A 17,102-nucleotide genomic window follows, 5' to 3' on the forward strand; every position below is an offset into this window, starting at 1 on the left:
CAATTTAAAATTTCAGAACAATGAAAAAAGTAATGTATCTGGTGTGTACGGCATTAATGCTTGCCGTAGCACCTTCAGCAAAAGCTCAATTTGTAGTAACCGACCCTGCAAATCTGGCATCGGGTATTCTCAACAGTGCTAATGAAATCATACAGACTTCTTCCACAGTAAGTAATGTAGTGAAGAATTTCAAGGAAGTGGAAAAGGTCTATAAGCAGGGAAAGGAATATTACGATAAGCTTCAGGCCATAAACAATCTGGTAAAAGATGCCCGTAAGGTGCAGCAAACTGTACTCTTGGTAGGTAATGTTTCCGAAATGTATGTGCAGAATTTCGGCAAGATGATGAACGATCCCAATTTCTCACCACAGGAACTGACTGCTATCGGCAATGGCTATTCTGCACTGCTTAATGAAAGTACGGAACTGCTGAAAGAACTCAAACAGATCATCAGCTCATCAAGCCTTTCGCTTAATGACAAAGAGCGTATGGATGTTATTGACCGTGTATATAAGGAAGTTAAGGAATACCACAGCCTTGTACGCTATTACACCAACAAGAACATATCGGTAAGCTACCTGAGAGCGAAAAAGAAAAACGATGCCAAGAGAGTGCTCGACCTATACGGAACTTCTAACCAAAAATACTGGTAAAAATGGAATGGAATAACCTTCACGAAGTCCTGCGTTCACTATACGATGATATGATGCCGCTTGCAGGCGATATGGCGGCCGTGGCTAAAGGTCTTGCAGGATTAGGCGCACTGTTCTTTGTGGCATTAAAGGTTTGGCAGGCGCTCAGCCGTGCCGAACCAATTGATGTGTTTCCGCTCTTGCGTCCGTTTGCTTTGGGGCTTTGCATTATGTTCTTCCCAACTATTGTGCTGGGAACCATCAATGCAGTACTGAGCCCCGTGGTAACGGGAACCCATGCCATACTCGAAGATCAGGTACTTGACCTCAATAAATTGCAACAGCAGAAAGACCAGTTGGAATATGAAGCAATGGTCAGAAATCCTGAACCGCCTACATGGTATCGGATGAAGAGTTTGATAAAAAACTGGATGAATTAGGTTGGTCACCTTCCGATATAGGGACAATGGCAGGAATGTATATGGACAGGACAGGCTATCAGATAGAAAAAGCCATAAAGGAATGGTTCCGCAATCTGCTGGAAATACTTTTTCAGGCAGCGGCACTCGTCATTGATACGATACGGACCTTTTTTCTGATAGTGCTTTCCATACTAGGTCCAATAGCTTTTGCCATATCCGTATGGGATGGTTTTCAGTCCACGCTCACGCAATGGATCACGAGATACGTAAGCGTTTACCTCTGGCTGCCTGTTTCCGATCTTTTCAGTTCCATGCTGGCAAGAATACAGTCGCTGATACTCGAACGGGATATCGCCATGCTTGCCGATCCGACCTATATACCTGATACAAGCAATACCATGTACATCATATTTATGATTATCGGTATCGTAGGATACTTCACAATCCCAACCGTAACAGGCTGGATCATCCAGGCAGGCGGTGCAGGAAACTTTACACGTAACGTAAACCAGACGGCAATGAAATCCGGAAATATTGCCGGAGCTGGAGCTGGTTCGGCAGCAGGAAACATCGGCGGGAAATTAATGGGGAAATAAAAACAATTAAACATTTAAGAAAATGGAATTTAAAACATTAAGAAATATCGAAAACAGTTTTCGCCAAATCAGGCTGTACGCCCTTGTATTTGCCGTACTCTGTATAAGTGTTGTAGGATATGCCGTATGGCAGTCCTACCACTTTGCGGAGCAGCAACGCCAAAAGGTTTATGTACTGGATAATGGAAAATCATTGATGCTGGCACTCTCGCAGGATGCAAGTATCAACCGCCCGGTAGAGGCACGAGAACACATCAGGCGTTTTCACGAACTCTTCTTTACACTTGCTCCCGATAAGAACGCCATTGAAAGCAATATGAAAAGGGCCTTCAATCTTGCAGATAAAAGTGCCTTTGATTATTACAAAGACCTTTCGGAAAAAGGATACTACAACCGTATCATATCAGGCAATGTACAGCAGCGTATTGAGGTGGATAGCGTTGTCTGCAATTTCGACACCTATCCGTATGCGGTACGCACCTATGCGAAACAATTCATTATCCGTTCCAGCAACGTAACCAGGCGTAACCTGATTACTTCCTGCTATCTCGTAAACTCCGTTCGTTCAGACAATAATCCCCAGGGTTTCAATATTGAAAAGTTTGCAGTTCTGGAGAATAAGGACATTGAAGTTATTGAACGCTAAAAAACAATCTTATGGAAGCATTATCAGATTTAAATACGTTCGTAAAAATCCTTACCGACAAAGGGTATAACGGCTTTTTTCATACGCAGGGTGCGTATGCCGGAAAATTGAAAGACAGCATTAGTGAATACCTTGAAAACTGCCAAAAAGGTATAGACAGCTTGCCTAAACAGGACTTGCTACTGACAGGCTACCTGCAATGGTCGGGCGAAGATAAGCCAAGTGTAGAATGCTGTATGTGGGTAAAATACCTGAACGGAAAATTTTCTCTCAACAGAATGGAGATTGAAAGGAAAGACCAATTCGGGCAACTGCTGAAAAAATCAGAACTGACAAACCTGTCTGTAATATCTGCTCCAAAAGCGGTGGAGGCAGTCGCTTTGGTAAACGAGCAGCAGACGCAAAAGGCTGATAAAAGCACTAAGCGTTTCAAGCTTTAAAACAACAATTATGAAAAAACTAAGAGCAAACATGGACAGGCACTTTGACAAGCTAGATGAAAGCTGGCGAGCACTGCCCGTTGGCAAACAGCATAAATACACATTGTACTTTTTCGTCGCTTACCTAATTCTTACCACAGGGGTAATATTTAAAGTGTGGTATGATGCAGGAAAGTCAGATAACAATATGGTCATTAAGCATATTGAAAACCCTGTCCTCAAAAATAAAGAACGTCCTACAGTCTTGCAGGACACATTATCAACAATTTTTAAAAATAGGATTTATGAAAGAAAGTGAAAACAAAAAGACGGTTGTTCGGGTAACGGAAGGAAATCCGACAGCAACCACTGACGTACTGCAAGACAGTACGCAGAATAAGATGGATAAGTTGAAAAAGCCATTGATATTTGGCTTGATGGGAATTGTTTTTCTTGGATGCATGTACCTCATCTTTAAACCATCGGAAGACAAGAAAGAACTTGAAAACATTGGACTGAACGATGCGGTTCCGCAAGCTACAGGAGCAGGAATGCAGGCAGACAAGCAAAAGGCTTATGAGCAAGATATGCTGGAACAGAAGGATGTTGAAAAGCGAAATTCGTTGACCACGCTCTCTGATTATTGGAATACCGATGAAAGAGAAGAACTAACAGATGAAACGATTGATAAGCAAGAAAGCTACGCTGGAAAAAAGACCAGTGGATATGGTAATCCGACAGTCAACAGCTACCGTAACGCACAATCTACATTAGGTTCTTTTTACCAGGATGACGATCGTGAAACGATAGAACTCCGCAGACAGCTGGACGATTTAAAGAGCAACTGGCAGAAAAGGATGTACCTAAAACAGCTACCGTAGATGACCAATTGGCATTGATGGAAAAGTCCTATCAGATGGCAGCGAAGTATCTTCCGACAGGTACAAATTCAGCAGAAGCCTTGCCTGCCAAGGATGCAGCTCCGGCTCCAAAAGTATCTACACAAAAAGAACATTTTGTATCATTCACTTCAGCAAGAAAAAATACCGTATCTGCCTTGTATCGTGAGCCTACAGATAGTGCCTTTTTAGCCGACTGGAGTCAGGCCAAAAACCGAGGCTTCTACACGGCAGGTTCTACCCAGCAGGTCACACAACCTAAAAACAGTATCAAAGCCTGCGTACACGATGCACAAACGGTAATTGGCGAGACAGGAGTTAGATTACGTTTGCTCGAAACTGCCCAAACGCCCAGCCGTACTATTCCAAAAGGGACTATTGTAACGGCAAATGCCAAATTTCAGGCAGGACGTTTACAGCTAAAAGTAACCTCTGTCGAATTGGATGGCAATATCATTCCGGTTGAGATTACCATTTACGATCTGGACGGTCAGCAGGGTCTGTATGTTCCGTACTCTCCCGAAATGAATGCCCTTACCGAAATGGCCGGCAATATGAGCCAACAATCTGGAACAAGCCTAATGCTTACTCAAAATGCCGGACAACAGGTTGCAGCTGATCTAAGCCGTGGCGTGGTACAGGGTATTTCGGGCTATTTCGCCAAAAAGGTTCGCACACCAAAAGTTACGCTAAAGGCAGGACATCAGGTGTTTCTCGTATCAAAAAAATAATGTTGAACTCAAAAAATAAAATAATGAAACATCTTTTTAAAATCTTTGGAGCATTTGCCCTGACCATCGGCTTAGCCGTAACCTCTTTTGCACAGGACAGTGCAAAATCAAAAACTCCACTTGCTTTGGGCAAGATAGCCCCGTACAAAATGGAAGTTACCTATGATAAAACTTCACATCTGATTTTCCCGACTGCCATCCGTTATGTGGATCTGGGCAGTGAATACCTGATTGCCGGAAAAGCGGATGACGCGGAAAACGTATTGCGTGTAAAAGCATCGGTAAGGGAATTTGAGCAGGAAACGAACTTTTCGGTGATTACCAATGACGGACGTTTTTACAGCTTTAATGTCTATTACAGTTCTTGCCCGGAAGCACTGAGCTATGACCTTTTGACGATGCAAAAAGCAGTAGATAAAGCCAACAGTAACGATGTGCTTTTTGAAGAATTGGGCGACAATTCTCCGTCATTGGCTGGCTTGCTTTTAGAAACCATTTACAAAAACGATAAACGTATTGTAAAACATATCGGAGCTAAGAGTTTTGGTATCCAGTTTATACTGAAAGGTATTTACATCCATAATGGCAAATACTACTTCCATACCGAATTGAGAAATCGTACCAATGTACCGTTTCAGATTGATTTTATCAATTTCAAAGTTGTGGATAAAAAAGTAGCTAAACGCACTGTAGTACAGGAAAGACCAATGATACCGCTACGTGCTTATAAGCCATTGGACGAAATTAGTGGAAAATCAATGGAGCAAAATGTATTCCTGTTAGATCAGTTTACCATTGCCGATGATAAGGTGCTTTTGATTGAAATTTTTGAGAAGAACGGTGGTAGGCATCAAACGCTACAGATAGAAAATTCCGATTTAATCAAAGCTCGTTTGATTAATGATATGCACCTGAAATTTTAACAATCCTTTAAAGCAATTATATGAAAAAGTATATCTATACCGTGATGCTCCTCCTGATGACCATCACGGTTACACAGGCACAAAGAATGCTGCCCAAACAGAAAGGATTGGAAGCAAGTGCAGGCGTATTGTCCGATGATAAAATCGGTAACGATTATTACCTCAATATCGGGATGACCGTCAACGGTAAGAACGGGAATTACCAAATTTGGGCGTTGGAATATACGCACCAATACCACGACTATAAAACCCTCCGCATACCGCAGGAAATCTACACCGCCGAGGGTGGTTATAGTTTGTTCTTGCTTGGCGATAGCCGGAAGAATATCACATTGAATGCAGGAATAATGGGCGTAGTCGGTTACGAAAGCATCAATCGTGGCGAAGCGATGTTGTATGACGGTGCGAAATAGTAAGCGAGGACAACTTCATTTACGGAGCTGGCGGACGGCTAACCTTTGAAACTTACCTCTCAGACCGATTTGTGTTAGTCCTGCAAGGGCGTACAAAGGTTTTATGGGGTACGGATCTGGAACAGTTCCGACCGTCCGCAGGTGTAGGATTAAGGTTTAACTTTTAAAACGAAAAACAATGAGAGCAATTTTTAATAAATTCAGAGTGGGACTACTGCCTACATATATACTATTGGCAATCCTCACAGCTTCGGTTTCGCTGGTATCTTGTAGCAAAGATGATGACCTCGAAATACAGAACAATTTTCCTTTCGAGGTAAATGTAATGCCTATACCCAAAGATGTTGCCAATGGGCAGACCGTTGAGATACGCATTACCATACAGCGAAAGGGTAATTACATGGATACAGAATATTTCCTGCGATATTTCCAGTTTGACGGGCAAGGTACTTTAAGATATTATGATGAACCACCATACCTGCCTAACGATTTATATTCGTTGCCATCGGAACAATTCAGGTTGTATTATACTTCAACTTCTGCCGTATCACAGTCCTTTGAGGTTTGGATTTCGGACAGCTTCGGAAATGAAAAGCAGTTAAGCTTTCAGTTCAATAGTAGCGATTAGGTCACTATGTGTTTGTAAAGTAACGGCTTATCGAAAGGTAAGCCGTTTTTTTATTCATACAAATAAAATGTTTAATTTTATAGAAGTGAGAATGACCGTTAATTTAAAAGTGTAGCTTATGGATACTCCTACTTTGGTAATAGGCATTGTCGCCCTTATATTGGGCATTGGGCTTATCTACTGGATAAGTCGTAGGAAATTTTACAGACGAAGCCCTATGGGAACAGAAGGTTTTTCGAGCTTTGAAGCATCGGTATTTTTACGTTTTATAGAACGTATTGGCAAATGGATTGCATACGCCCTGATTATTTTCGGACTGTTAGGTATATGGGCTTCTTCTAAAGGAGACAAGAACAAAGAGAAGATTAAAAAAATGCAACAGATAAAACAATCATCACGAAAATAATATTCCATCCAGCAATAATATTTGAATGAAAATCGGATAGCCCGGGAGGTTATCCGATTTTTGGTTAACTAAAAAAGTAAACTGAAATCTACTTTTTCCGCTTATAGTGTAGTTGCGTCAATCCAGTTTCGAATGTTTTTGTTGTTACTAATTCAATAGCTTGTTCCGGTCTTCCGTCTTTAAAAAGTTTTGTTCCATTACCTAATAAAATTGGAATAATCGAAATTACAAACTCGTCTATTAAGTCATGTTTCAATAGCTCATTGATTACTTCAGCACCGCCGTCACAATAAATATTCTTTCCATTTTCCGATTTTAACCGTTTGATTAATTCCGTGATGTCTCCTGTATAAAAAGTAGTCCTGCCTAATTTCGGTCTTTCAGTTCTTGTGATGACATAAATATCCCGCTGACCGTTGTCATAATGAGATGCTCCGATTTCGTTAACTACATAGTCATAGGTTTTTCGACCAATAATTATCGTGTCTATTGTGGACGTAAATTCAGCATAGCCATAATCTTCACCCTCTTTTTCTACAAGTTTCAAAAAGCTTAGGTCGTCATTTGGTTGTGCAATGTAACCGTCTAAACTCATTGCAATGAAAAGTGATATTTTTCGCATGTGATTTCAGTTTAAATGTTTTGACAAAATTACTTTTCGAAAACCAGTTGCACTTTGTAAAAATGCGACAAATTATAATAGCGATGGTGAAAGTCCGGTATTTCGCTTGATTTCATTACTAAGATGCGAATGGTCATAATAGCCGCATTCAAATGCTATATCTAACAAGCTCCGTGTTTGATTTGAGTTTTTGATTAATCTTAAAGCATTTTGAAAACGAATAATATTTGAATATTCTTTTGGTGATAATCCAATGAATTTTTTAAAATTTCGTTCCAACTGTCTTACGGTTATGAAATTCCTTTTTGATAGTTCGTAAATGCTGATTTGACCGTTTGTTAAATATATATCATTGATAACTGATTGTAGCTGATTGTTTTTACTCTTTATTCTTTTCGAAAAGAATTGGTCAAAATAATCGAATGGGTTGTCAAATATCTTGTCAACATTAAATGAATTAGGTTTTTCAAATTCAATAGTGTCGTTGGTTAGCTCATTTTGTGAAGCAAAGCTATAGAAATTATCAAAAGTTCCAGGTTTCAGGCACACACCTAACAAATGTGTATCGCTGTCAATAAAGCTATCTTTAAAAGAGTTCATTGCACCAACTACATAAGTCTTCCCGAAGTCCATAGAAACAGAACCGTTATCTGTCAAACAAGTATTTCCTGCATTCATTACTATACCAGCACAACCATCTGGAAAAACCCGTTCCCATTGCCTTTCAGTCTCGTTCCCTTTCAGTTCCCAATAGAAATGAATAAGGGGATCTAACTCTTTGCAAGGATTAATTTTCTTGTACTTCATCGGTTTTTGTGGTATCGCTCGCTAGAATGACCGTCAGTAGAATTTATCTTTTCAAATTTACAAAATAAAAGTCTCTGAAAACTTATAGCATAACGACAAATACTGCCTTTCAAAGCCAACGGGTGCAACCTTTGCCAACCCTGCAAAAAGCCTTTATAAATTCAACTTCCACATAAAAATTGAGCAAACAATGGAAGTTATCGCAGTACAAAAATCCGCATTGGACGGAATGAAGAATGATATAAGGGAGCTTTTGGAACTGACCGAAAATGCTACCCAAAAATACACCCCGATTTTTAAAGAGGAAAAGTGGCTTGATAATCAGGAGGTGTGCTTGATGATGAATATTACCAAACGGACTTTGCAGACCTATAAGGACAAAGGCTTACTCCCGTATTCAAAACTGAACCGCAAGAATTATTATAAACTCTCGGATGTACAGGCTTTGCTCGAAGCCGGACAGCCTTACAATACAAATCACAATGGATTTATTGACGAATGAAGCCGAAGAAATCATAGCCCATCAGGAAATGATAACACGGTTGAGATACCGTATTGAAGAAATACTGAAGAACTACCGTCCTGTAATGAACGGAGAAATCTACTTGTCGGGTGAAGATGTTTGTAGGTTGTTACATATCAGCAAGAGGACTTTACAGCAATACCGTGATGATAATATCCTGCCATTCGTACAGATTGGAGGCAAGATAATTTATAAGCAGTCAGACATTCTATCTGTACTGGAGCAAAATTATACTGGAAATAAGCTTAGTGCTGACTTCTGAATTTCCTTCTCAAATAATAATATCGAAATAATAAGCGGTCATACCACAGGGTGAACAACAATAAGGTAACAGGAAATAATAGTGTTTTTGATCCAAAATACGGGTAAGTAAACCCGCCTATGATACCACCGAGAAAGAAACAGGAAATGATCGCTAACTTCAAAAAAATGCTTTTTCTTAATCGTAACCGTTCCAGCTTTTCTCTATAGAAAAACAATTGGGATAATTCTATTCCCAAGTCTGTAAAAAGTCCTGTAAGATGTGTGGTTCGTACCACCGACTGAGATACACGGGTTACCAGTGCATTTTGCAAACCCATAGAAAAAAGTAAAGCGGAGGACAAAAGGATAGCAATTGAGTGATGTTCTTTCGGTAACAGAAAGGCAGAGAAACCAACACCAAGTAATAGTGCTATTTCAATAATTATAGGTATCACATAAGAAGTCTGCGGTTTGTATTTTGAGACCCATTCCATAATCAGGCTTGACATAAAAGCTCCGAACAGAAAGAAAATAATATAGAAAAGATAAATAAAAGCCATACTGTAATTCTTCAATACCAGTTCTTCGGAAAAGAATGCAAAATGTCCTGTTACATTAGTGGTTAACATATTTAATTCTAATACCCCTACGATATTCACTACGCCTGCTACACCAGATAGAATTGAGGCTAATTTGAGATTGTGGGAATAAGTACGTCCTTTCCCTTTATGTCTAAACATATAAATTTCTTTATCACAAATTTACAAAACTACCTTTCTTAACGTACCTAATAATTGAATATAACAAACAACATTCGTACATTTGTTGTCGAAAATATAGAAAATCTTAAAGTGTTTTTGCTTTAAGTCCCACATTGAAAACTGGTAATTTTTAGACAACGGGACGATAAGGAAGAACGCTCATGCCAAAGGCGTGGGCGCTCGCTTATTCGTTGTCGGGTATACCAGTACCTCAATGTGCGGTAAGTGTAGTTGCCTGCGCTTCTTTTTTGTGCAAGGCTTCCACAACCTAAAAAACATTAAGGCTATGGATAACGAGCATATTTTATACCCTGATTTTGACCATCCTGCGTCACAGCTATCAGCATTCTCCTTCTGTATAGATATTTTTATTATCTCCCTCAAAAATGGTGAAATCGTACGTTTTAAACCTGATGATATAGCTCATTTCAAGAAATGGCTTTCCAGATTTAAGATTAGGGATATTGCGTTTGACGATGGCATGCCTCATAATGATAGAACCACTGATTTATCTAAATCCAATCTCGGATTTTTTAACCTATTTAAACGAAATAATAGAAAATGAAAAAAGAACAAATAATTAGGGTCGCCATTATTGACGACCACGATATGCTTAGAAATGGTATCTGCCAATTTCTGGATAGCTTTGGTTTTGCTATGATGTTTGAAGTAGAAAATGGCGTATTAGCTTTAGAAAAAATAGAAAGAAGCCACCTTATTCCTGATGTTTGCATTGTGGATGTTAATATGCCTGTGATGAACGGATTTGAATTGACTGAAATATTAAGTAAAAAATATCCAGCTATCAAAATTATTGCATTCAGTGTGAACGATGAAGAAAAAGATGTTTTGAAAATGCTTGAATGCGGAGCTGACGGCTATGTGTTAAAAGGTGCAGACCCAGACGAACTTAAAAAAGCTATTGAGGTGGTTTATAACGGCGAAAGATATTTTAGTGTGGGAGTGTCGAAAATTGCAAAGGAATATTTTAGTAACTAATAATCTTGCAACCTTAATAGCCTAAAATATCTATTATAATTAAGCGACGTTCTTTTGCTTCTTTTCTTTGGTCGCAGATGTGGAAAGAAAAGAAGTTCGCTATAATAACAAAAGGGATAACGAATATCCCTGAAACCTGAACGCAACCTATTTGAGAAAAATAGGGAAATGGAAGAATGAAATGGAAGATTTTTAGCAAAGTGGCTGCACCTTTTTTGGATGCAAAAATGCGTTTCCGACCGTAGTAAGGAATTGCATTTTTGCCGCCCGATTTTGCTATCTGGCGACTGAAATGGGCTGTGAGCGGAAATCTTTCAGATTTAGGAAAAAACCCCTGTTTTCGGTCAATCCGTTGCGGAACAATCCCCACAATAAGGAGCAACCCATTTGAGCCAATGCGGAATTGATAAACAAATCCTGCTTCTCCAATGCTTCTGCCAGTGAGCAACTTGGCGTATCATCTTCCTGCTCGGACTGTTTCAGCAGGTCGCCAAATTCTTCCGTTACCATTGGCAGATTGGCGATTGTTTCAAATCGGTCTGAACTCGGTTGCGGAACATCGCCTATGGTAGATAACAATACCTGCCCTGTATGCTGACTGTTGCCATAATCTAACCAGTATTTGGGTTTGTTGTGATGATATTTTCCGTTATTCATTTCATTAAGTATTTCGGCAATACCAAACCTCGCCTGTACGCTATCCACACAGGTTATAAAGATAGTAGCCTGTACGTTTTCAAGTTTACCGATAGTGTCTTTTTCAAACTTCTGTGTTTCGGCTTTCCAGTTCGTACCCGAAAAACGGTTGGCTCGGTTGATGAGTGCAACGGATTTATATAATCCGACCTCACATTCTGCAAAACGCTGTCTGCCCAAATTTGCTTCTGTAATAACATCATCGTCCCAAAGGCGAACGGACAATCCTGCGTGTCCCAATGCAATGAAACTGTGGTTCATTTCCATTAGGGCGGTCAAAACCTTTGAACCTGTGCCACCTGCACCGATAAGGTTTACCGATATGGGATTGGTAGGATTTATCAAACTATTGTCCGTAAAATGGACTTTTATTTTTTCTGTGTTCATCGCAATATATTTTTTAAGGTTAGCTTACTTTTGGTCAAAACTTCCATTGGAAAGGCTTCGCCTGTGGCGATAAGGTTTTCCCAAAGGCTTACGCAATTTCCTTTTATCGGGTTAAAATCGTGCATGAGGTGGCTGAAATAGCTATTGAAGAAAAAACCTTCCCATTCGCTTATGAATTCTTCCAACGATGCCGTTTTTTTAATCCTCACATCTACCGTTCCCATACATACATTTCCATCCTCGTACACGTTAAAAAAGGGAGCATTGTATAAAGTTGTTTTTTCGGTCGGTCTGCGGTCGCCTGTCAGAGCAAATACCGCCAAACCGTTGCGGTTCGCTATCCACAACATAGGCGGTACATTTGCCCTGCCTTTTGGGATACCCAAACTTTCTGTAAAATGCAATTCCCTCTGCATGGCTTTTGTAAACCAAACCACCTTATTGCCACTCGGGTCAAAATGTAAAATATGGCTTCCAATAATTCCCTGCGGTTTCAATAAAGGGTCTTTTTCCTCTTTTGCGGTCTTCAATGCCTTTGCAAGTCGGTTTGCTTCCTGTACGGTCAAAGGGTGTGCATTTATAGGCGTACCGTTTTTGTCCATATCAAAATGCTCTACATACGTATCGTTGCCCTTTCCTGTGGTTTGATAAAAAACCAATGCCGATTTAGGATAGTAAAGCGTTCCGAAATCCTGTGTTATGTCGTTCATAGCTTCTGTTTTAAAAATTGTTTAATATGTAGGTCAGTTCGTCAATCATCGGTAACAGGCGGTTCTCAAATTCCAATGTATTTGCGGTGATGTCGCTTCCGTCAAATCGTTTGATAATCATGGGTTCTTCCATCTGTCCGTATTCCTGCAATTCGTTGTTTACCGATTCGACAAGATTATCCATCAGCCATCCTTTGCCATCGGCACAGAAAGAAATATATTTTTCCATTGATATGATATTTTCCATGTCTTCTTCGTTTGCTTCGCCATTTGGTTTGGCGTTGCGTAATATGCTTTCACTTGGGTACTGCTGATAAATGGCGTAGGCTTCCTGTGCTACTTTCAAGCAATCCTTATCTATGGTATCTTTGGCTTTAAAACGGTCTAAACGCTCTTTAAAATGCTTTAGATTGGCATTGTGATATATCTTCTTTTCCATGCAGTCGCCAATCCATTCGGCTTGTGCAAATTCACCGAGATTGTTTTCTGTATCCTCTCCGTAATCGTCCTCTGTTACCCAATCCTTTTGCATTTCGTACATCCAATATAGGTAACTGCTTTCCTGCCTGTAATACGGAATATCGGCAAGGTGGTACAGGTAACTGCAAACCGATAGAAGCAATTGGGCGGTATGTTTTCGCTTGGGGTCTTTCAGCCAACGATACAGCGGTAATACTGGAATATAGTAAAGCGTTGAACCTGTACTGTATCGTTCTTCGGTTGTGAAAAAGGTTTTCTTGCTATCCTGTACCAGTCTGATTTCTTCCCAATCCTTCACTTTCTGCTTTAGCTGTTCTTCCGCATCTTTTAAAGCCAGTGCAATATTGTAGGGATAACCCAAAGATTGCGTGGGTTTGGGAGTGATACCGTAATGCTCTGCGAGTTGGGAAAGGGAGGTATAAAAATCCCGTTCCATTTTGGCATTGTCCCTGCAAGCCTGTACGGTTTCCGTTTCTTCCAATCTTTGCAGAAAGGAAGTCTTTAGAAAACCATTGGCAACATAGCTTTCGGTACGGACTGCTGTTTGTCCTTTTTGATTTCGTTTGCGTCCTTGGGTCTTTGCATCCAGTTTGCGAACTCGTTTAACTGGCGGTGCAATTGCCGTTGCTTGGTTTCTTGGGGCATTTTGAATGTTCCCGATATGGTATGTCGTTGCATAAGTCATTGTTTTACTGTTTTGGTTTAACCTTTTGTTCCCATAGCACTCTCAAAACGGTACTGTACCGTATCGTCCTTGATTTGTGGTGCTGATACTTTTGCGGTGGTCAATATGGGGTATGTATTGGAATAGAAATTCAATACCGCCTGTACGCTCCATTTTGGTTCGGGGTCGGTCAGCTTGATTTCCTGCCCCTTGTCGTTCACTATAAAAACTCTCTGTAGTTGCGTTGCTAATAACATATTCTTTGATTTTTAGGTTAACACTATTCTTCTTCGTCCGTGTCGTCTATCGGATAATCGTCTGTAACTTCTTCCGCTTGCGGTGCTTCGGGTGTTGCTTCTTCCGTTGCACCGAAAAGGCTCGGTGTAGCGAATTTGTCAGATAGGGAAGTTTTACGTTTGCGTATGGCTTCTGCATATTCGGGAAAATCGGCAAGGTTCGGCACTTTCATCCACGCTTCACGGAATTTGCCGGCTACCTCCAGTTCATCAGCCTTTGCCATTGCTTCTTTGTACTTCTTGTCTTTGGCTTCCTTTTCTTTCTTTTCCTTATCGGATTTTTCCTTTTCCATTGCCGATTGTTTTTTGACTTCCTCCATTTGCTTTAGGAATTTTTCCATATCTACCATTACGCCCGAAATGGTTTGGATAGGCGTAGTTATCTGCTCAAAAAAGCCGTCGTCAAACTCCTGCGGTGTGGCATTAAATGTTAATGGGGGAATTAGGTTTTTGGCATTATCTCCGCATTGCTCGTTGTTGAGTAATACCGTTACAATTAGGTTGCTTTCTATCCCTTTGGAAATGTTCAGTTGCAATACTCCTGTAAAGTCCAACTGCTGTATCTGATTAAAAAAATTGGTATTCATCGTTCTAAAATTTTAATGTGTTGTTACTTGTTCTTTGATTGCTGTCAGTTTCTCATACATATCCGTCCAATAGGCTATTTGCTTTTTGTCGAAGTCGGAAAGACTTTTGTCCCTGTGCCTGTATTCCTTGTAATCTGCCGTTATTTTAATGGCTTCGTCAAGGTCTGTTACTTCAATTAGGCAACCGTTTAAATCTGTGATGTACATTTCTATCCTATTAATTTGTGATTTCTGCGATTTGGTCAATCCTGCCGTAAACAATGGTTCTAAGGCTTGTTTTGTCGGGGGCATTGTATTCGTGCCAACTGTCGTACTGCTTTACCAAATAGGTTTTCAGCACATCTTCAAACCCAAACCGATAACCCTGCAATGGAACGGCTCTTTTGAAAAAGGCATTTCGGTTTACGGCTTCCGCAAGCCAATTTTTCTCGGCTCGGTTCATCTTTTCGCCCTTGTTCAATTTCTCCCTTAGCAGGTATACTTTAGCGTATTGCAGGGATTGCAGTTCGGGTACATCGTGGCGTACAAACTTTGTGGCTATTGTTTCCGTTTTCATTGTACTTGGGTTTAATGTTGATGATTTTCAATTTTCCGTTCCAATAGAGTTTCCAGTATGTCGCAATCACTTTCGTGTTGTTCGCCCTCAAAATGGTAGGTATCGGTTTCTTCTTCAAACTGAAACTTTTCAAAGTCCTCGTATTCCAAATAAATATCCGTGAGTAGCTTGTCAGAATAGTTTGCACTGCCATATACAAGGTTGCCCATTTCCTCATAGTCCTGTGAGAAACTCACGTTATAGTGTTCTGCTATCTTTTTCAGCACTTCGGTATTGGGCGACCATTTTGTTTCGTACTGAAAAATCCCTGTATCTCCCTCGTTCCAATAGATGTTGAAGAAATAACCGCCATTGCTATCCTCTACGAAGTCGGGCAGTTGACCGCATTCTTCTTTTTCCTGTTTTTTAGCCATTGCCTTGAATAGCTGTTGTATCTGTTCGATTGCTTCGGGTTCTCCCTCGAAAACAACCGCATTGCTACACCAATTTGCCATAATCAAATGTTTTAATATTAATAGTTATGCGTGTGATTTATCAGCGGTATAAATACCATTTACATAGTAACCGTGCGACTTTTCCCAAAGGCGTATTAAACCGTCCGTGTCGATATAGAAATACGCTGTACGATTGCAGTAAATAATAAATATGCTATCGTCCTTATGCTTCTTTTCAAGGCTCTTTGTCTTCGCCAGACTTTTCGCTTCCTCGATTGTTTTTGCTTTCATATCCTGCCGTCTTGTATCGTTAAAAATTTCTACTATGTCCACAATGGCACATTCGGGACAACCCTCTGCGGTTGTTATCTGCTGTATCGCTCCCTGCTTTCCGCTTAGTGATACTACTCTGAGCGTTGTTGTGCCTGTATCGTGTTTCAGCGTTGCCTTATATATCCCTATTGTCATTGCTTTGGTTTATAGTAGGCTACCACCGATTAAGGCGGTAGCCTGTGGTTATTTAATTAAGGTTTAGGATTTCCGCACCGTCCAAAGCAAATGCGGTACACAATTCAAATGCTTTCTGTGATTTGATTTGAGCCGTTCCACCCAATACAATGCTCTGTAATTTGGCTTCATCATTCTTGTAATTTCTTACGTTCTGATAGTAACCTGTCACGGCATTGTACGCTCCGAACAATGTGCCTTTGGTGGTGTCCATTTGTTGGGTATCGCTTATCATCGCATAGCTAAACGCATCATCAACGGTGTTTTTGAACACGGTGGAGATTTCATCCTCTGCACCTTTTTTGATAAGGTCAAGCGTTTCTTTGTTCGGGCAAAGTGCCAACTGTATTAGCTTTCTTACCTCTCGGTCTGATACCTTTACTTTTGCCCACTCGTTGAAAATGCCCTCTAACTGATTGCTCAATGTGTTAGCCAATCCCAAAATCTTGTGGGCATTCTCGATACGCTGTTTCGCTCCCGAAGTATGTTTTATACGGACTACATTGGTCATGCTGCGTAGTGAGGCATTCAGCGTGTTTTGGCATACAATCCTAATGGGCGTAAATGCGGCTGTGATACTTCCGCTACCATCGTGCGAAGTGGTCAGGAAAATGTACTTTTCGGTCACGTCATCGCCATTGCCTACACGGATATAGTCGGGCAGTTTGGCTGTGATAAAAATGCGTTCTCCGTTGCCCAATGCTCCTGCGGTTTCGTACAGAATACCCTCGCCACCGCCTACGATAGCATCAAAGAAATTAAAGGCTTCTCTATTTTGAACGATATGGTAATCTTTACCGACTACGCCCAATACTGCATTGTTATCGGTGCGTATGTTGGCGAAATAGTTGGGTACTTCCAATTCGCTACTGCCTATCTCAATACCGCTCGAAGTTTCGATAATGCCCGATCCTTTGGTAAACAGTGGGGATTTAACTACCTCGTAATCTAACCCTGCGTGTTGGATAGCTTCCTCACTTGTCGGGTATTGCTCCACGATTTGCCCCAACCGTGCCACGCTTTTTGTTGTACGCTAAAAAATGAATAACGTCCTGTTCTCTCGTTGAAATTGATATTATGTGCCATAATGCTAAATTTTGATGTTAAAAAATTGA

22 protein-coding genes and 4 pseudogenes are annotated in these 17,102 nt (G+C 40.5%); 13 read left to right on the forward strand and 13 right to left on the reverse strand.

From position 1 onward, the window contains the following. Positions 1 to 20 precede the first annotated feature (20 nt). The 9 genes and pseudogenes from QWZ06_RS08415 to QWZ06_RS08460 all read left to right on the forward strand — a co-directional run bounded on the left by QWZ06_RS08415 (position 21) and on the right by QWZ06_RS08460 (position 6,715). Positions 21 to 653 carry a DUF4141 domain-containing protein gene (locus QWZ06_RS08415; RefSeq protein WP_290297175.1) on the forward strand — a complete coding sequence of 211 codons (633 nt, stop codon included), beginning with the start codon at positions 21 to 23 and terminating at the stop codon, positions 651 to 653. A gap of 2 nt (positions 654 to 655) precedes the next feature. Then, positions 656 to 1,650: pseudogene (gene traJ / locus QWZ06_RS08420) on the forward strand (conjugative transposon protein TraJ). Positions 1,651 to 1,672: 22 nt separating this feature from the next. Beyond that, positions 1,673 to 2,296: a conjugative transposon protein TraK gene (traK, locus tag QWZ06_RS08425; RefSeq protein WP_290297176.1), complete on the forward strand. Its 624-nt coding sequence runs from the start codon at positions 1,673 to 1,675 to the stop codon at positions 2,294 to 2,296. 11 nt (positions 2,297 to 2,307) lie between these two features. Next, positions 2,308 to 2,736 (forward strand): hypothetical protein, encoded by a 429-nt coding sequence (locus QWZ06_RS08430; RefSeq protein WP_290297178.1) that lies wholly within the window; start codon positions 2,308 to 2,310, stop codon positions 2,734 to 2,736. 284 nt (positions 2,737 to 3,020) lie between these two features. Next, a pseudogene (gene traM, locus QWZ06_RS08435) lies at positions 3,021 to 4,345 on the forward strand (conjugative transposon protein TraM). A gap of 23 nt (positions 4,346 to 4,368) precedes the next feature. Then, positions 4,369 to 5,268 carry a conjugative transposon protein TraN gene (traN, locus tag QWZ06_RS08440; protein ID WP_290297180.1) on the forward strand — a complete coding sequence of 300 codons (900 nt, stop codon included), beginning with the start codon at positions 4,369 to 4,371 and terminating at the stop codon, positions 5,266 to 5,268. Between the two features lie 20 nt (positions 5,269 to 5,288). Beyond that, positions 5,289 to 5,848, forward strand: a pseudogene (locus QWZ06_RS08445) (conjugal transfer protein TraO). 11 nt (positions 5,849 to 5,859) lie between these two features. Further along, positions 5,860 to 6,309: a DUF3872 domain-containing protein gene (locus QWZ06_RS08455; RefSeq protein ID WP_290297184.1), complete on the forward strand. Its 450-nt coding sequence runs from the start codon at positions 5,860 to 5,862 to the stop codon at positions 6,307 to 6,309. A 118-nt stretch (positions 6,310 to 6,427) separates the two neighbouring features. Next, the gene (locus QWZ06_RS08460; protein WP_290297185.1) at positions 6,428 to 6,715 is read left to right on the forward strand and encodes a molybdenum ABC transporter permease; all 288 of its coding nucleotides are present in this window, start codon (positions 6,428 to 6,430) and stop codon (positions 6,713 to 6,715) included. Between the two features lie 88 nt (positions 6,716 to 6,803). Here QWZ06_RS08460 and QWZ06_RS08465 read toward each other — a convergent pair whose 3' ends face one another. Together QWZ06_RS08465 and QWZ06_RS08470 are read right to left on the reverse strand one after the other, a co-directional pair. Further along, positions 6,804 to 7,337 (reverse strand): dihydrofolate reductase family protein, encoded by a 534-nt coding sequence (locus QWZ06_RS08465; RefSeq protein ID WP_290297187.1) that lies wholly within the window; start codon positions 7,335 to 7,337, stop codon positions 6,804 to 6,806. A 72-nt stretch (positions 7,338 to 7,409) separates the two neighbouring features. Beyond that, positions 7,410 to 8,144: a helix-turn-helix transcriptional regulator gene (locus QWZ06_RS08470; protein WP_290297189.1), complete on the reverse strand. Its 735-nt coding sequence runs from the start codon at positions 8,142 to 8,144 to the stop codon at positions 7,410 to 7,412. Between the two features lie 190 nt (positions 8,145 to 8,334). On the opposite strand from QWZ06_RS08470, the gene QWZ06_RS08475 reads away from it, so the two are divergent. Next, entirely contained in the window at positions 8,335 to 8,646 is a 312-nt protein-coding gene (locus tag QWZ06_RS08475; RefSeq protein WP_290297191.1) for a helix-turn-helix domain-containing protein, read from the forward strand. Continuing rightward, complete coding sequence (locus QWZ06_RS08480) at positions 8,627 to 8,929, forward strand: helix-turn-helix domain-containing protein (RefSeq protein ID WP_290297193.1); 303 nt, start codon at positions 8,627 to 8,629, stop codon at positions 8,927 to 8,929. Before QWZ06_RS08475 ends, QWZ06_RS08480 begins: the two co-directional genes overlap by 20 nt. Here QWZ06_RS08480 and QWZ06_RS08485 read toward each other — a convergent pair. Further along, a complete protein-coding gene (locus tag QWZ06_RS08485) occupies positions 8,913 to 9,650 on the reverse strand; it encodes a YoaK family protein (protein WP_290297195.1) in 738 nt (245 codons plus the stop codon). The genes QWZ06_RS08480 and QWZ06_RS08485 overlap by 17 nt on opposite strands. 307 nt (positions 9,651 to 9,957) lie before the next feature. Here QWZ06_RS08485 and QWZ06_RS08490 point away from each other — a divergent pair, with 307 nt between their 5' ends. Together QWZ06_RS08490 and QWZ06_RS08495 are read left to right on the forward strand one after the other, a co-directional pair. Beyond that, on the forward strand, positions 9,958 to 10,236 hold the full coding sequence (locus tag QWZ06_RS08490; protein WP_290297197.1) for a hypothetical protein: 279 nt from the start codon (positions 9,958 to 9,960) through the stop codon (positions 10,234 to 10,236). After that, on the forward strand, positions 10,233 to 10,670 hold the full coding sequence (locus tag QWZ06_RS08495; protein WP_290297199.1) for a response regulator: 438 nt from the start codon (positions 10,233 to 10,235) through the stop codon (positions 10,668 to 10,670). Before QWZ06_RS08490 ends, QWZ06_RS08495 begins: the two co-directional genes overlap by 4 nt. A gap of 276 nt (positions 10,671 to 10,946) precedes the next feature. Here QWZ06_RS08495 and QWZ06_RS08500 read toward each other — a convergent pair whose 3' ends face one another. The 10 genes and pseudogenes from QWZ06_RS08500 to QWZ06_RS08545 form a co-directional block, all read right to left on the reverse strand. Next, entirely contained in the window at positions 10,947 to 11,753 is an 807-nt protein-coding gene (locus tag QWZ06_RS08500) for a PRTRC system ThiF family protein (RefSeq protein WP_290297201.1), read from the reverse strand. Next, positions 11,750 to 12,463 (reverse strand): PRTRC system protein B, encoded by a 714-nt coding sequence (locus QWZ06_RS08505; RefSeq protein ID WP_290297203.1) that lies wholly within the window; start codon positions 12,461 to 12,463, stop codon positions 11,750 to 11,752. The genes QWZ06_RS08500 and QWZ06_RS08505 overlap by 4 nt, the downstream gene beginning before the upstream one ends. Before the next feature lie 10 nt (positions 12,464 to 12,473). Then, positions 12,474 to 13,628, reverse strand: a complete 1,155-nt coding sequence (locus QWZ06_RS08510; protein ID WP_290297204.1) for a hypothetical protein — start codon at positions 13,626 to 13,628, stop codon at positions 12,474 to 12,476. 17 nt (positions 13,629 to 13,645) lie between these two features. After that, complete coding sequence (locus QWZ06_RS08515; RefSeq protein WP_290297206.1) at positions 13,646 to 13,864, reverse strand: PRTRC system protein C; 219 nt, start codon at positions 13,862 to 13,864, stop codon at positions 13,646 to 13,648. 23 nt (positions 13,865 to 13,887) lie between these two features. Beyond that, on the reverse strand, positions 13,888 to 14,490 hold the full coding sequence (locus QWZ06_RS08520) for a PRTRC system protein E (RefSeq protein WP_290297207.1): 603 nt from the start codon (positions 14,488 to 14,490) through the stop codon (positions 13,888 to 13,890). A 12-nt stretch (positions 14,491 to 14,502) separates the two neighbouring features. Continuing rightward, the gene (locus QWZ06_RS08525; RefSeq protein ID WP_290297210.1) at positions 14,503 to 14,697 is read right to left on the reverse strand and encodes a hypothetical protein; all 195 of its coding nucleotides are present in this window, start codon (positions 14,695 to 14,697) and stop codon (positions 14,503 to 14,505) included. Between the two features lie 10 nt (positions 14,698 to 14,707). Beyond that, complete coding sequence (locus QWZ06_RS08530; protein ID WP_290297212.1) at positions 14,708 to 15,046, reverse strand: molybdenum ABC transporter ATP-binding protein; 339 nt, start codon at positions 15,044 to 15,046, stop codon at positions 14,708 to 14,710. A gap of 11 nt (positions 15,047 to 15,057) precedes the next feature. Next, positions 15,058 to 15,540 carry a DUF1281 family ferredoxin-like fold protein gene (locus QWZ06_RS08535; RefSeq protein ID WP_290297214.1) on the reverse strand — a complete coding sequence of 161 codons (483 nt, stop codon included), beginning with the start codon at positions 15,538 to 15,540 and terminating at the stop codon, positions 15,058 to 15,060. A gap of 24 nt (positions 15,541 to 15,564) precedes the next feature. Further along, the gene (locus QWZ06_RS08540) at positions 15,565 to 15,948 is read right to left on the reverse strand and encodes a hypothetical protein (RefSeq protein WP_290297217.1); all 384 of its coding nucleotides are present in this window, start codon (positions 15,946 to 15,948) and stop codon (positions 15,565 to 15,567) included. Positions 15,949 to 16,000: 52 nt separating this feature from the next. Next, a pseudogene (locus tag QWZ06_RS08545) lies at positions 16,001 to 17,073 on the reverse strand (DUF932 domain-containing protein). Between the last annotated feature and the right edge of the window lie 29 nt (positions 17,074 to 17,102).

It is taken from the genome of Chryseobacterium tructae (genome assembly GCF_030409875.1).
GTDB lineage: Bacteria > Bacteroidota > Bacteroidia > Flavobacteriales > Weeksellaceae > Chryseobacterium > Chryseobacterium tructae.